At 42.5% G+C, this 13,730-nt stretch carries 12 protein-coding genes; 4 read left to right on the top strand and 8 right to left on the bottom strand.

From position 1 onward, the window contains the following. The 7 genes from JCM15548_RS24705 to JCM15548_RS18645 all read right to left on the bottom strand — a co-directional run. A partial coding sequence (locus tag JCM15548_RS24705) for an ATP-binding cassette domain-containing protein (protein ID WP_439645464.1) occupies positions 1-291 on the bottom strand: 291 nt, incomplete at its 3' end. Beyond that, the gene (locus JCM15548_RS26470; protein ID WP_369403717.1) at positions 258-437 is read right to left on the bottom strand and encodes an ATP-binding cassette domain-containing protein; all 180 of its coding nucleotides are present in this window, start codon (positions 435-437) and stop codon (positions 258-260) included. The genes JCM15548_RS24705 and JCM15548_RS26470, both read right to left, overlap by 34 nt. Beyond that, a complete protein-coding gene (locus JCM15548_RS18675; protein ID WP_227626026.1) occupies positions 356-1,996 on the bottom strand; it encodes a cysteine peptidase family C39 domain-containing protein in 1,641 nt (546 codons plus the stop codon). The genes JCM15548_RS26470 and JCM15548_RS18675 overlap by 82 nt, the downstream gene beginning before the upstream one ends. A 20-nt stretch (positions 1,997-2,016) precedes the next feature. Continuing rightward, entirely contained in the window at positions 2,017-3,063 is a 1,047-nt protein-coding gene (gene gwsS / locus JCM15548_RS18670) for a grasp-with-spasm system SPASM domain peptide maturase (RefSeq protein ID WP_062128480.1), read from the bottom strand. Positions 3,064-3,233: 170 nt separating this feature from the next. After that, the gene (gwsG, locus tag JCM15548_RS18660; RefSeq protein ID WP_062128476.1) at positions 3,234-4,244 is read right to left on the bottom strand and encodes a grasp-with-spasm system ATP-grasp peptide maturase; all 1,011 of its coding nucleotides are present in this window, start codon (positions 4,242-4,244) and stop codon (positions 3,234-3,236) included. A gap of 115 nt (positions 4,245-4,359) precedes the next feature. Beyond that, complete coding sequence (locus tag JCM15548_RS18655) at positions 4,360-5,508, bottom strand: hypothetical protein (protein ID WP_062128474.1); 1,149 nt, start codon at positions 5,506-5,508, stop codon at positions 4,360-4,362. 475 nt (positions 5,509-5,983) lie between these two features. Next, the gene (locus tag JCM15548_RS18645) at positions 5,984-6,355 is read right to left on the bottom strand and encodes a hypothetical protein (protein ID WP_162198287.1); all 372 of its coding nucleotides are present in this window, start codon (positions 6,353-6,355) and stop codon (positions 5,984-5,986) included. A gap of 444 nt (positions 6,356-6,799) precedes the next feature. Here JCM15548_RS18645 and JCM15548_RS18640 point away from each other — a divergent pair, with 444 nt between their 5' ends. The 4 genes from JCM15548_RS18640 to JCM15548_RS18625 all read left to right on the top strand — a co-directional run bounded on the left by JCM15548_RS18640 (position 6,800) and on the right by JCM15548_RS18625 (position 12,268). Continuing rightward, the gene (locus JCM15548_RS18640) at positions 6,800-7,903 is read left to right on the top strand and encodes a chorismate-binding protein (RefSeq protein WP_083985252.1); all 1,104 of its coding nucleotides are present in this window, start codon (positions 6,800-6,802) and stop codon (positions 7,901-7,903) included. Between the two features lie 43 nt (positions 7,904-7,946). Continuing rightward, on the top strand, positions 7,947-9,641 hold the full coding sequence (gene menD / locus JCM15548_RS18635; protein ID WP_062128467.1) for a 2-succinyl-5-enolpyruvyl-6-hydroxy-3-cyclohexene-1-carboxylic-acid synthase: 1,695 nt from the start codon (positions 7,947-7,949) through the stop codon (positions 9,639-9,641). Between the two features lie 22 nt (positions 9,642-9,663). Further along, complete coding sequence (gene menB, locus JCM15548_RS18630; RefSeq protein WP_062128465.1) at positions 9,664-10,479, top strand: 1,4-dihydroxy-2-naphthoyl-CoA synthase; 816 nt, start codon at positions 9,664-9,666, stop codon at positions 10,477-10,479. Positions 10,480-10,723: 244 nt separating this feature from the next. Continuing rightward, positions 10,724-12,268 carry a bifunctional GNAT family N-acetyltransferase/carbon-nitrogen hydrolase family protein gene (locus JCM15548_RS18625; protein WP_062128463.1) on the top strand — a complete coding sequence of 515 codons (1,545 nt, stop codon included), beginning with the start codon at positions 10,724-10,726 and terminating at the stop codon, positions 12,266-12,268. Positions 12,269-12,271: 3 nt separating this feature from the next. Here the strand turns inward: JCM15548_RS18625 and JCM15548_RS18620 are convergent. Continuing rightward, the coding region (locus JCM15548_RS18620; protein ID WP_227626025.1) for a TrkH family potassium uptake protein at positions 12,272-13,730 on the bottom strand (1,459 nt) is incomplete at its 5' end.

Below are 13,730 nucleotides of genomic sequence, written 5' to 3'. Positions count from 1 at the left end.
AGTAATTACTTTCTCATTGTTGGCATCCAGTGCATTGGTTGCCTCGTCCAGAAAAATATAATCCGGGTTCTTATAAACTGCTCGTGCAATCAGAATGCGCTGCTTTTGCCCCTGACTTAACCCTGTTCCCTCTTGCCCAATTTTTGTGTTATACCCCAATGGAAGGCTCTCGACAAACTCCTGTATGTTTGCAATTTTACATGCGTATAGCAACTTATTTTTATCAACAACTTCATCCCTGACAGCAATATTTCGGGCTATGGTATCAGAAAAGATATAACCGTCCTGCATAACCACTCCACAACGGCTTCTCCACCAGCCTGATTGAAATTAATCAAATCGATAGTTCCTACTTTTATTTGGCCTTCAACTGGAGGGTAAAACCCAAGCAGCATTTTAACAAGGGTGGTTTTGCCACTTCCACTGGTGCCAACAATAGCAGTAATTTTATTGGGTGGAATACGAATAGTAACAGAATCAAGCACTTTTGGCGAGTGGGGCCCTCGTATCGGAAGGAGACATTCTCTATATTTAGGCCAGCTTTCTCAGGCAGTTCCTTTAACCGGTCGACGTCTGGCTCTTCGTCTTCACTATTATGAATTTCACCTAATCTTTCAAGACTTATTTTTGCATCTTGTGCTGCATGCGCAAAATTTATCATCTGGTCGATTGGACTATTCAGCTGACCCAAAATGTACTGCACAGACAGCATCATCCCCAATGTCATATTGCCATGAACAACAGCTGTTGCAGCCAAAACAGTTATAACGATATTCTTAGTTTCATTAAAAAAAAGACCACCCAATTGTTGGTACTGGTTTAATGAGAGACTTTGAACATTGACCCTGAACAATCTGGTTTGGATGCGCTCCCACTCCCACCGCTTCTGTTTCTCACAATTATTAAGTTTAATTTCCTGCATCCCCATTATCATCTGAATGAGGTTGCTTTGCTCGGATGACATCTGGGCAAAACGTTTATGGTCAATGGTGCGGCGCCTTTTCATGAACATCCATACCCATACAAAATAGAGTAAACTGCCAAAAACGAAAACCAAAAAAATTTGAAGATTATACCAAGCCAACACTGCACCAAACAGCAAGATGTTTACCATAGAAAATAACACATTAAGCGTTTGCCCGGTTAGAAAATTTTCTATTCGACCATGGTCTTCAATTCGCTGGATTATATCACCTGTCATTTTAGTGTCGAAGAAGCGAATGGGCAGACGCATCAGCTTGATCAAAAAATCACTAATCAGGGAGATATTGATACGAGTGCTCACATGCAGCAAAATCCAGGACCGGATAAACTCAACGCTCATGCGACTCACAAACAAAATAAGCTGTGCAATCAGCACCAACCAAATAAAATTAAGGTTCCGGGTATTAATACCGACATCAACAACCGCCTGAGTAAGGAAAGGAAATGCCAGTTGCAATAAACTGCCCAACAATAACCCCAACACCAGTTGAAAGATGAACTTTTTATGTGGTCTAAGATACCGGAACAGAAACGAAAAACCTGATCTGTCAGGCTTTTCATCTTCCTGATTAAAAAAATCAGGGGTTGGTTCAAGTAGGAGGCATATCCCCTCAGGCTCTTCTCCATTTATGGTGGAAGCCCAACATCTAATAAACTCCTCTTTGCTGTAAACCATTTTGCCATGGGCAGGATCTGCCACACTCACCTTGTCATTTTTAATGGCATATACCACGATAAAGTGCTCCTGATTCCAATGGGCAATTAAAGGAAGAGGACTATCATTCCCAACAAGTTTGTTAAACTCAACCTTCACGCCCATAGTGCGGAATCCAATACTCTCAGCTGCCTCACTGATACCAAGGAGTGAGACGCCGGAACGCGCAATATTGCACCGTTCTCTCAGGGTCTTTAAGGAATAATTGCGACCGTAATACCTTGAAACCATTTGAAGACAGGTGGGGCCACAGTCCATGGAATCAGATTGTTGTAATATTGGAAACTTTAGCTTCATTGAAATCCTAAATGATTTACTTATTTCATATCCTCAACAGGAATGAAACCTTTCTCTCCCTTCCATTTAGCAACATATGGGTTATAATCACATTTAGCTGGTTGAGAATATTTATCAGAGGGATTCGTTATGAATGCCCTACAATCATGACACATATATCTATATTCACAATCCTTACAAACTGATATCTTATCTTTACAAATAGACCAATTTGTTTTTAATTCAGCCATCTTCTTCAAAACAGCCCTCAATGAATGTGACTTAATATTCCCATAGCTATCCTTCATAGCCGGACAATTCCTTATTTCCCCATGCTTGTCTATTGCCAACTTACGATTAAGGCATGTATTGAATTGTTGCGCCTCACAGAAAAATTTCAGATTGCATGAAAATAAATCTTGTTCAACTAGCCCACAATCCTTCTCCGACCGAACAATCGCTTTAGTATATACAATGTTTGCTTGCTTATGAGAATGTATAACATCTTCTTCTGCCCCATAAATAATCAAGTTGCTTATTTTCGTGAATTCTTCAACAAAACAAGCACTATCAAATTCCAGATATGATAAAGGCATAACCAATTCAACAGTCCTAATATTGCTTCCCGTTATTTGCCTGAGAATTTGATCCAATTGCTTCTTTGCTATTTGGGAAAAGAGTCTCAATTGTAAAACCCTCACATTCAAATCGGACAATTCGTTTATAATATATGCAAAATCATGATTTGAAAATTCATCAATATCAAGAATAAAATTCTCTAAGACAAAAGCAGATTCCCAGGAAAAATCAATCGAAGGAAACAAATGCACATAATCTTCAGCACACTCAAAGACAATCTCATTATCTATCAAAAAACGTAGATACCTATCAAATATTTCATGCTCATCAGCTGAATAAATTCCTTTAATCTCATCGATTGTTTTTCCCATTTCAGTTTGGAGGATATCGTAAAGGGCATTTGGAATTATAAAGTATCTCCTTCGCTGAAGGTCATAAATAATACTTCTGGCAGAACCTTTCACAGGAACACAACAAGCAAAAAGCTTTAGAACTTTACTTTTTCCCATCTGTCACTGATTTCAAGGATATAACTGTTGATACTGGTTTGTAGTATTTGACAATACGGTATTGCTTTGTCATAACGGCGGGAACAGGGGCACCATATATCCAGACATTTGTTGTTTGTATTTTTGCCTTTGTAAGGCATAATGGTAATACTTTTGATTCCTGGATGGCTTTAATTTTCTCGTGGCTCATTGTTTATTTCCTCAATTATTCGTTCTGCAATTCTTTTTTCAATATAATAATTACAAGTATCGCTTACCATTTCAATATTTCCGGCAGGATTTACTTCCAGAAATACATATTCACCATTTTTTGACAATATCAAATCTATGGAACCTGTATCAAGACCAGCCTTTTCCATAAAAAGATGTATTTTCTTCACTATATCATCAGGGAGTTTAAATGGGACCATCCTGTTCATCAAATCATAATCATAATCTCTGAAATCGGTTTTGGTTTGGGCATTGCCTTGCGAAAAAATAGCCATAGAATAAACTTCTTCATACATTATGAATACTCTTATTTCAATCCATTTACTAATTCCCTCTTGGAATAAACTAGGAAAAAAAGTTTCACATTGACTATTTAAATTATCTGCAGGGTGAATATCCTTTGTTAGCGGTTTAATATATTCATTTGCTGAACCAATTGCCATAGCCTCTCCAATTGGTTTTGAAATGATCCTTTGCCCAAAACCGAACCCCTTTCCTATATTCCTTTTAGATGTCACTAATGTCTCAGGTACCACAAACAAGCATTCTCTTGCAATTTTTAAGACTATTAACTTATTCGTAGAAGACTGAAAATAGTCACCCAAAGATTTCCCCTCTTGAAGTCTGTATAAGATGTAATCTGTCAGGCATGTTAACTCCCAATTCAAAAAATCTACCAAGCCTGTCATTTTCAAGTCAATTTCTAAACAGATACTATGTTTCAAAAAACCTCTTCTGTACCAGAAAAAAGAAATCTCATCTAGATAAAATAATTCATTTCCAAAACTAAATTCTAATTCGAACGGTATTGCAGCTAGACCTGAAAAAGTTATCTTCTCTATTTTAATTTCATCTCCAGAATTAATTCTTAACACCTTGATTAAGTTATGGGTTAACAACCACTCAACAACCCTATTTGTTGTGTCATCGTTAGGTTCACTATGAATATACAATAACTTTCTTCTTGTCATATATCGCAACCTTTTTAATGAAATCGAAAATAAAATAGTTATTCTCACTGAGCGTGAAACATATTTCAATTTTCTGGAAAGTGGATATCTTTTCCAAATATACTAAGGCTAAAAACTACTCCCTCTGGTCTTCAAGGTTCTTCATAAATGACCTAACGCCATTTATCCAAACATCTAAATCTGATATTTCATTCGACAGGATAAAAGAATCAAACTCTCCTGATGAGAATTCATTTTTCACATCCTCTGCAATAGCAGACTGAACAATTAGATAATCTATCGTGGTTTTGCAGGAATCGCAATTATTAAAAGCCTCTTTTATTTCTATAAAGGGATATTGACTATACCAGGAGTTGTTCAAAAGTACTTTTGTATCATTGTTAATAGGGAACAGTCCAATTTGATTTCTATTCTTATTTATGATTTCTGCTTTATCAGGCAATGCATTTAAACCAAGAAAAACCTCCTCTTTATAAAAATCAATTACAAGCCGAAAATCTCCATAAGCAGAAGCTTTAGACCAAAAACTAACGATTTGCACATATTCCCGAGAAGGAACTGCACCTTCCAGATATGCAGCAAAAAAATAATCTTCGAATGTTTCGAATAATTCTTCAGTGCATGGATTTAAAGTTGCAGAATCATTTTTCATCCGATTTTTAAGTCCGAAAAAATGCAACAAAGGCACATAAAGCATCTGATTTAAAGTATCTTTAGCTACGAACAATTTTGGAAAATCATTTGTCTGAAACAGATCATAAAGGTTTCTGCCATTATTGAAGAAAACACTATCCATAAGGTCTTCGTCATTCGAACTTGCAGCTTTCTGATCGTTCATATACAGCATATAGTACTCACCTCTTAAATCGTTGTTTAAACCACCTAAATAGCTTTTTCTTATTGAAGGGTATTCATCTGCAAAAATTCCCCAAAGGAAAGTGTTTTCTTTAAGCAAATCAAAAGCATGATTATCAAAATCCTTTAGCTCGTAGCCTTGCAAGACCAACTGTTTCATTAACTGATAAGCTCTTTGATACTCATCGCACATTATGGCACAAACAGCTGCATTGTGCAAGTCCTTGAAAAACAAATGAGAAAAATTACTAAGGACCTCTTCATAGATAGCCATAGCTTGCTGATAATCCTTGCTAACAATATGCTTTTCAGCTTCAAAAACAGAGCGATGATACTTTATATAATTCTCACTTAGGAGAAAGTTATGGCCTATTAGCCATAACAAAACAATACAACATAGAATACGCATAATCAAATCTATATTTAAGATGCTCAAGCTAAGTACAATAAGGAACTACAAGTTTTAACCAACTTGTAGTTCCTACTTGGCTTCAAGACAAAAGCTTAATAAACTTCATCAGTTACCTTTTTTGAACGTCAAAAAATTAGGTACTTTAGACTAGATCTCGGTCTCTGCAGTCCTGTACAAACACCCGAACTCCACCTACAATGTACTCATCTGCGCTTCCGCCATGTTCACATGTTCCATCAGTACCCCTGCCAGTATAAACCATTTCTCCACCTCTAACTATGTCCATTTGAGAAGCTTTACACTCAAATTCTGCAAATTGATCCAATTTCAAAGTTTTCATAATTAAATAATTAAACAATTTACCACCTACTCTTTACACACCATGTGACCCTTTTCGGTATCCGGGGCATTTATTTTCCGGCCGGGAATATGTCAATGCAAAACAAATTTATGGTGTGCCACTCCTAAAACTTTAGAGTGAGAAATAATGTTGGAAATTTATATTGTTTCTGAATAACCTACCGGATACTAAAACGCTATTGAAAGTTTGAGATGGAGTTCTTGCTCCAAAGGAAACGCCCCCCATAATCTTTGAAAGTTTTATGCGTTCTTCACTGTGAAAACCAAACACAAACCGCATGGGAGTAATATACTCATAGGTATACTTGTAAGGGTTATAGCTGATTTCAGCACCGAGATCCCGAGCTGATTGCAAGAGAAGAAACAAAGTACTTTCGGAGATGTGAAGCTTTTGCGCCAGTTGAGAGGAGTTGCCGGTAGCATGAAGTCGAATCAATTGATCCAATTGTCGGAGTTGTTCTATTTTTCGGGTTAAGCTCATCATTAATTTTCTTAAGGGTTAGTTGATATATGACATTCTACATGAAAGTTTTTTCTAAATTCTGAAAATTGCAATCTTCGACCAGTAATCATGGTCATCGACATGGGAGATTTCTTCATTAAACAAAGAAAAAATAAACATTGAAAGAGTAGCTTCAAAAAGCGAAACATGCAAGGTTTCAGTAGTCCAAAAATGGCGGTAAGTGATGCAGAAGAGTTTTGACATTGGTTATTGGGTTAAGGTTAACTATTGAACAACCCAAATTTAAAAAGAAAAAAATTGAAAGGCAAAAAAATATTTTGAATGGACCATCCTCCACAAAAACCTCAACTTAGTTTCAATTTGTCCCAACCATTTCCTCCTCACAAACTCCCATAAAAGCTCGAAATTTACTATCTTTGCACGTTTGCAGCAACCGGGAATTGATAGGCGTTGATTCCATATATAATGTTGATAAACCATTACAAAACATTCATGTACCAGGAGATACAAACCACCTTGCAAAAGTTTCTGAGGGACGAGCAGCCATTTTATGCTTTTCGTCAGCCCGGTGAGGAGGTGTTGCATCTCAGCACCATCCAGGCGGCAGAGCCTTTTGATTATGGCGTATTGGATAAGCTGGCAACTGAGCAGGGGTTTGTAATGTTTCCTTTCAGTCGACAAAACGAGCAAGGCTGGTGGTTCACTGGAGATCAACTACAGGAATTTGCGGCCCCTCACAGGCAGGAGTCCCCAGCTGACCAGACGCCCTTACAGGTGGACGAATCACTCTCAGATTTTGCCGCCTATTCAGCACAGTTTAAGGAAATGAAGGCGGCCCTGAATAAAGGGGAAGTACAGAAAGTGATTCTGTCGCGCACCCTTCAGGTCAACGAAGCCTTAACCTACGACATTCCGGAGATTTTTACCCGACTGCTAGAGCAATACCCCAAAGCTTTTACTTATTTAGTAGCCAGTCGGCAGACCGGCATTTGGATGGGCGCATCACCTGAATTGCTGTTTTCGCGACAAGATGGCATGTGTACCACCGTTTCTCTGGCAGGGACGCGATCGAACGACCCTGCGGATGCTTCATGGACCCAAAAAGAAATTGAAGAACAGGGGCTGGTCAGCAACTATATTGATAACTTACTGAAGGCCTTCCGGGTAGACCGCTACCAAAAAGAGGGTCCCTTCATTATAAAAGCCGGCCATCTGACCCATTTAAAGACTGCCTATGCTTTTGAGGACCGTTCATCCTTCAAGTTGGCACAGTTTGTGGAAGCACTCCACCCGACACCGGCTTTGTGCGGAGAACCAAAAGAAAAAGCCATGCAACTGATTCATCAGGTGGAGAAACAGGATCGCTCCTTTTACGGCGGATTTTTAGGCCCTCTTAATCAGGGGACCATCAACCTGTATGTCAACATACGTTGCATGAAAGTGGCACCCACCCACAGCACTATTTTCGCGGGCGGCGGATTAACACGGCAGTCGGACCTCCAAAGCGAGTGGAACGAAACCGTTTTGAAAAGCAAGACCTTATTGTCGGTCATCACCGCGCGCCCCTAGTACCACAACATCACATACTCTGTAAAAATCTATACACATTATAATGAGCAAACCAATATCGGACAAACCTATAGTAAAAGCACTGGTAGAACTCTGTCACCTGCACGGCGTTGAACAAGTTGTGATTTCACCGGGTTCGCGCAACGCGCCATTGATTATTTCGTTTGCCGGATACGAAAAATTTGAATGTCTGAGCATTGTGGACGAGCGCAGTGCCGCCTATTTTGCACTGGGACTGGCCAGGGAAACCAAAAAACCGGTAGCCATTGTCTGCACAAGTGGAACCGCAGGCCTCAATTATGCCCCGGCGTTAGCCGAGGCCTATTACCAGCAAGTGCCTTTGGTGGTTATAACGGCCGATCGTCCCAAGGAATGGATCAATCAGGCGGATGGTCAGGCCATTGAACAGCCCGGCATTTTCAATAATTTCATCCGCCACCAATGCACCCTGCCTTTATCTGGCGGACACAAGGACGACGAATGGTACATGAACCGCATTCTCAACGAAGCGTTTCAGAAGTGCACCGGCACCATCCCTGGTCCCATCCACATCAATGTTCCCATGCGGGAACCCTTGTATGGCAAGACCGTCTATTCCGATTCACCTGCCCGAAAGATTGAAGTGCTGACCGGCGACAGTCAGCTTTCTGCGGATGCCATTTCATTGCTGACCAATGAGCTCATGAGGTATGAGCGCGTCATGGTCTTAACAGGCGCCCTGCACCATGATCCGGCTTTGAAACAAGCCCTGGAAGCCTTAGCTGCCAAGGGCGTTGTGGTGCTCACCGAAACCCTTTCCAATCTAAACAGTGAGCGCTTCATTCAAAATATGGATCGGGTGGTATCGACCATTTCTGAGGACGAGCAATTGTTCTTCAGTCCCGACATCCTTATCACCCTCGATGTTCCGGTACTGTCAAAAATGGTAAAGAAAATATTGCGTCAGCGTAAACCACACATTCACTGGCACTTCACCAACCAGACCTACGTCACAGATACCTACCAGTCGCTCACCCGCATGATCAAAGGCAATGCGCCTGTAATTTTGCAGCAGGTGGCCGATCAAATGCCGCCGCGCGAAAAGCGTTTTCATGACACATGGAACAAACGTACGCTTCAATCGACGGAGCGCCACCACCAATATTTCGAGAAGCTGGCCTGGAGTGATCTCAAAATGTTCAACCTGCTCAGCCGCCAGCCTTTGCCCGCCATGCAAATCCATTTGGGCAACAGCACGCCGGTGCGTTATGCGCAGTTGTTTTCGTGGTCGGACAGCCACCAATGGTATGCCAACCGAGGGACCAGCGGTATTGATGGTTGCGTGAGTACCGCAGCAGGCGCTGCACATGCCGCTCAGCTACCTGTTTTACTCATTGTGGGGGATCTTTCGTTTTTATACGACAGCAACGGACTGTGGCACAAATACCTGCCTCCCAATTTCAGAGTAATGGTCGTGAACAACGGCGGAGGTGGCATATTCCGCTTTATTCCCGGGCCTGCAGAGACCGAAGAATTGGAACAATTCTTTGAAGCCAACCACAGCCATGACTGTCGGGGCATAGCCGACACCTTTGGCTTGGATTATACAGCCTGTCACAATGAGGAAGAATTTACCGCCGGTTTGGAAAACTTTTTTGCCCCATCGAACAAACCGGCACTGATGGAGGTTTTTACTCCTAACGTAGAAAGTGGTAAATTGCTTAAAAAATATTTCAAGTTTTTAAGAAACGAATTATAGTCCCAATAAAAACCAACCAATCATGCGTAACTGGAAAACCGAAAAAGAATACAGCGACATTAAATTTGAAAGCTGGGAAGGCATTGGAAAAATAACCATCAACCGTCCAAGTGTTTACAATGCGTTTCGCCCCGAAACTGTTGTTCAGCTCATCGAAGCTTTTGACACCTGCCGTGAGCGCCAGGACATCGGCGTTATCATTCTTACCGGCGAAGGCGATAAGGCGTTTTGCTCGGGGGGCGATCAAAATGTGAAGGGGCATGGCGGTTACATTGATGAGGCAGGCGTTCCCCGCTTAAATGTGCTGGATTTGCACAAGCGCATCCGTTCCATGCCTAAGCCCGTAGTGGCCATGGTCAACGGCTACGCGATTGGTGGCGGCCATGTTTTGCATGTTGTGTGCGACCTGACCGTGGCCAGCGACAACGCCATTTTTGGCCAGAGCGGCCCCAAAGTAGGCAGTTTTGATGCCGGCTTTGGTTCATCGTATTTGGCACGTCACGTGGGACAAAAGAAAGCACGTGAAATTTGGTTCCTCTGTAAGCAATATTCTGCGAAAGAAGCAGAAGATATGGGCATGGTTAATAAGGTGGTACCACTTGACAAACTGGAAGATGAAACCATTGAATGGTGTCAGATAATGCTGCAACGCAGCCCCATGGCCCTACGCATGATTAAGCGCGGCCTCAATGCCGAGCTGGACGGCCAAACAGGTATTATGGAACTGGCCGGTGATGCCACCCTGATGTTTTACCTGATGGAAGAGGCCCAGGAAGGCCGCAAAGCCTTCCTCGAAAAACGGGATCCGGATTTCAAGCAGTTTCCCAAATTCCCTTAATCCTGGGTAAGCTATACTAATCCACTAAAAAAAAGAAGAAAAAAGGGTCCACTAATTACGCGAATTACACGAATTTTTAAATCAACAAAAGTTGGTTTAGTTGTTTTTTATTAAAATTGACTGCGTTGATCTTCGATTCGCGGACAAAAAACCAAATTAGCGAATAAATAACTCCATTTGCGGATCCCTCGGGATTGGTCATCTTTATTCGTAAATTAGCCAGACACAAAATAAAAACACTACCATGAGCGATATAAAGAACGTAGAACTCCGCCACCTCAGCATCAACGACTACGAAGAGCTGAAATCAGCAATGATGAAAGCCTACGAGAAGTGGCCTGAGTCTTACTGGCGGGAGCATGAAATTCGCACCTTGCTCAACATCTTCCCTATGGGACAGATAGGTGTTTTAGTGGATGGCGTTATTGTTGGCTGTGCCCTGTCCATTCAGGTAAAATACGGCATGTTTGGTGATGAGCATACCTACAAAGACATCACTGGTAATTACACCTTCTCCACGCACTCCTCCAAAGGAGATGTGCTTTATGGCATTGACATGTTCATCGACCCCGAATACAGGGGTTTGCGTCTGGGACGGAGACTTTATGATGCCCGTAAAGAATTGTGCGAGCAACTCAACCTCAAAGCCATTGTCTTTGGCGGCAGAATGCCGGGCTACCACAAGCTGGCCTCAGAAATGACCCCCAAGGAATATCTGCAAAAAGTGAAGAACAAGGAGCTTTACGACCCCACGCTGACCTTTCAGTTGTCCAATGAGTTTCACGTCAAGAAAGTCCTGACCGAGTATTTGCCGGGCGACAAGGAATCGCGGGAGTTTGCGGTACTTATGCAGTGGGATAATATCTATTACACCAAACAATCCAAAGACCTTAAGCAGCAAAAATCGGTCATCCGCCTCGGATTGGTGCAATGGCAAATGCGTCATTACGCCACCTCAGAGGACATGTATGAACAAATTGAATATTTCGTAGATGCCGTTTCGGCCTACAAGAGTGACTTTATTTTATTTCCGGAGTTTTTCAATGCGCCTTTGATGGCCAAATACAACCATTTGTCTGAACCCGATGCCATTCGTAAACTGGCGGAATATACCGAAGACATCCGCGACCGCTTTATGCAGCTGGCCATCAGCTACAACGTGAACATCATTACCGGAAGCATGCCGCTGGTGCGTGACGACAAGTTATTTAATGTCGGCTACCTGTGTCGCCGCAACGGGACCTACGATGTGTATGAAAAAATACACGTCACGCCCGACGAGAAAAAAGCCTGGGGCCTATCGGGCAGTGATATGCTCAAAGTGTACGAAACAGACTGTGGCAAAATTGGTGTCTTGATTTGTTACGATGTGGAATTTCCGGAATTGGCAAGGATTCTGGCCGATCAGGGTATGAAAATCCTTTTTGTGCCCTTCCTCACCGACACCCAGAACGGATATAGCCGCGTACGCTACTGCGCCCGCGCCCGTGCCATCGAAAACGAATGCTTTGTGGCCATGGCCGGATCGGTAGGTAACCTGCCCAAGGTGCACAACATGAACATCCAGTACGCCCAGTCGGCCGTATTTACGCCCTGCGATTTTGCTTTTCCCACCAATGGTGTAAAAACCGAGGCCACACCCAACACGGAAATGATTTTGGTTTCCGATGTGGATCTGGATTTACTGTCCGAACTCCACACCTATGGCAGTGTACGTAATTTGAAGGACCGGCGTACGGATGTCTTTGATTTGAAATTGGTCAATGGAAAAATCAGGCCCCTGGAGTAGGTTTTACCGCTCCCAGAAGAGGCTTGTAAATAGTATTAAAACCGTGGTGAGTTCCAATCGTCCGATGAGCATCAGAAAAGAAAGGACAATCTTTCCTGTTTCATGGATGTGGGCATAACTACTGGCCGGACCCACGCTGCCAATACCCGGTCCAACACCGCCCATATTGGCGGCCACCGACCCTACGGCAGTCAGGGTATCCTCACCCAGCAACACCATAATAATGGAACCGATCGTAAATGTCAGAAGATAGAGCACCAGAAAAGAAACCAGGCTGCCCACCTTTTCATCATCAATGATTTCCCCGTTTATTTTTAGTCGCTTAACACTGTTGGGATGCAGCATGCGACTAAAATGAAGGGTGACGTTTCTAAAGGATACCACATGCCGGATGACTTTGACACCGCCACCGGTACTGCCCACACAGGCGCCCACAAACATCAGCATAAAAATCAGCGTCCACGCTTCCTGTGGCCAGCTTAAATAATCATAGGTAGCAAAACCAGTCGTTGTGATAATTGAGACCACCTGAAAAAGCGCGTCCCTTATGGCCTTTTCAATACCAATGCCCCCTTCGCGGTAAATAATAACCGCCACCCCAATGGTGACCGCCATTACAATACCAAAATAGGTGCGCAACTCCAAATTACTAAACACCCGACGAAAACGTCCCTTCACAAAGTGGTAATGCAGGTAAAAATTCATCCCCGCCAAAAACATAAACAATATCACCACATATTGTACATAAGATGAATAGCCACCGAGACTCGTGTTGCGGGGTGAAAAGCCGCCGGTTGACATGGTGCTGAAGGCATGGTTCATGGCATCAAAAAACGACATATCCCCCAATAGCAGCAGTCCCATCAAAATAAAAGTAAGACTGACATAGATCCCCCATAAGCGCTTGGCAGTACTGGCCGTTTTTGGGGTCAGCTTTTCATAGGAGATACCCGAAGCCTCATTCTTAAACAGGTTGTATCCGCCAATACGTAAAAGCGGTAAAATGGCCACTACCAGCACAATGATACCCATACCCCCAATCCAATGGGTCAGACTGCGCCAAAAAAGCACACTTTTGGGCAAAGATTCAAGGTCGACCAAAATGGATGACCCAGTTGTCGTAAATCCCGAAACCGTTTCAAAAACAGCATCCACCACGCTGGGAATGGCCCCGGTTAACAAGTATGGCAAGGTACCAAACAGGGAAATAATGACCCAGGTAAAAGTCACTGTAAAATAACTGTCCTTTAATCCCAGTTCCTTTTTAAGGTTACGAAAAGTTAGCAGATACATCCCCGCACCACTCACCAGAGTAATGAGAGAGGAAACCAACAGCTCTTCCACCACCTCTTCATTATAGACCAATGCCCAGATAATACTGGTCAGCATAAACAAACCCAACAGAATCAAAACCCTGCCAAATATGTTCAGGATAAACCGGAAGTTCATAATACCATTTAAA

The sequence above is a fragment of the Geofilum rubicundum JCM 15548 genome, from assembly GCF_000974365.1.
Lineage (GTDB): Bacteria > Bacteroidota > Bacteroidia > Bacteroidales > Marinilabiliaceae > Geofilum > Geofilum rubicundum.
Note: the sequence above shows the minus strand (reverse complement) of the source record. Positions and strands in the feature narration are given on the sequence as shown.

Excerpts from the sequence above, each read along its gene's own strand:
- JCM15548_RS18675 (WP_227626026.1), bottom strand. The coding sequence starts at position 1,996 with ATGAAGCTAAAGTTTCCAATATTACAACAATCTGATTCCATGGACTGT.
- gwsS (WP_062128480.1), bottom strand. The coding sequence starts at position 3,063 with ATGGGAAAAAGTAAAGTTCTAAAGCTTTTTGCTTGTTGTGTTCCTGTG.
- gwsG (WP_062128476.1), bottom strand. The coding sequence starts at position 4,244 with ATGACAAGAAGAAAGTTATTGTATATTCATAGTGAACCTAACGATGAC.
- JCM15548_RS18655 (WP_062128474.1), bottom strand. The coding sequence starts at position 5,508 with ATGCGTATTCTATGTTGTATTGTTTTGTTATGGCTAATAGGCCATAAC.
- JCM15548_RS18645 (WP_162198287.1), bottom strand. The coding sequence starts at position 6,355 with ATGATGAGCTTAACCCGAAAAATAGAACAACTCCGACAATTGGATCAA.
- JCM15548_RS18640 (WP_083985252.1), top strand. The coding sequence starts at position 6,800 with ATGTTGATAAACCATTACAAAACATTCATGTACCAGGAGATACAAACC.
- menD (WP_062128467.1), top strand. The coding sequence starts at position 7,947 with ATGAGCAAACCAATATCGGACAAACCTATAGTAAAAGCACTGGTAGAA.
- menB (WP_062128465.1), top strand. The coding sequence starts at position 9,664 with ATGCGTAACTGGAAAACCGAAAAAGAATACAGCGACATTAAATTTGAA.
- JCM15548_RS18625 (WP_062128463.1), top strand. The coding sequence starts at position 10,724 with ATGAGCGATATAAAGAACGTAGAACTCCGCCACCTCAGCATCAACGAC.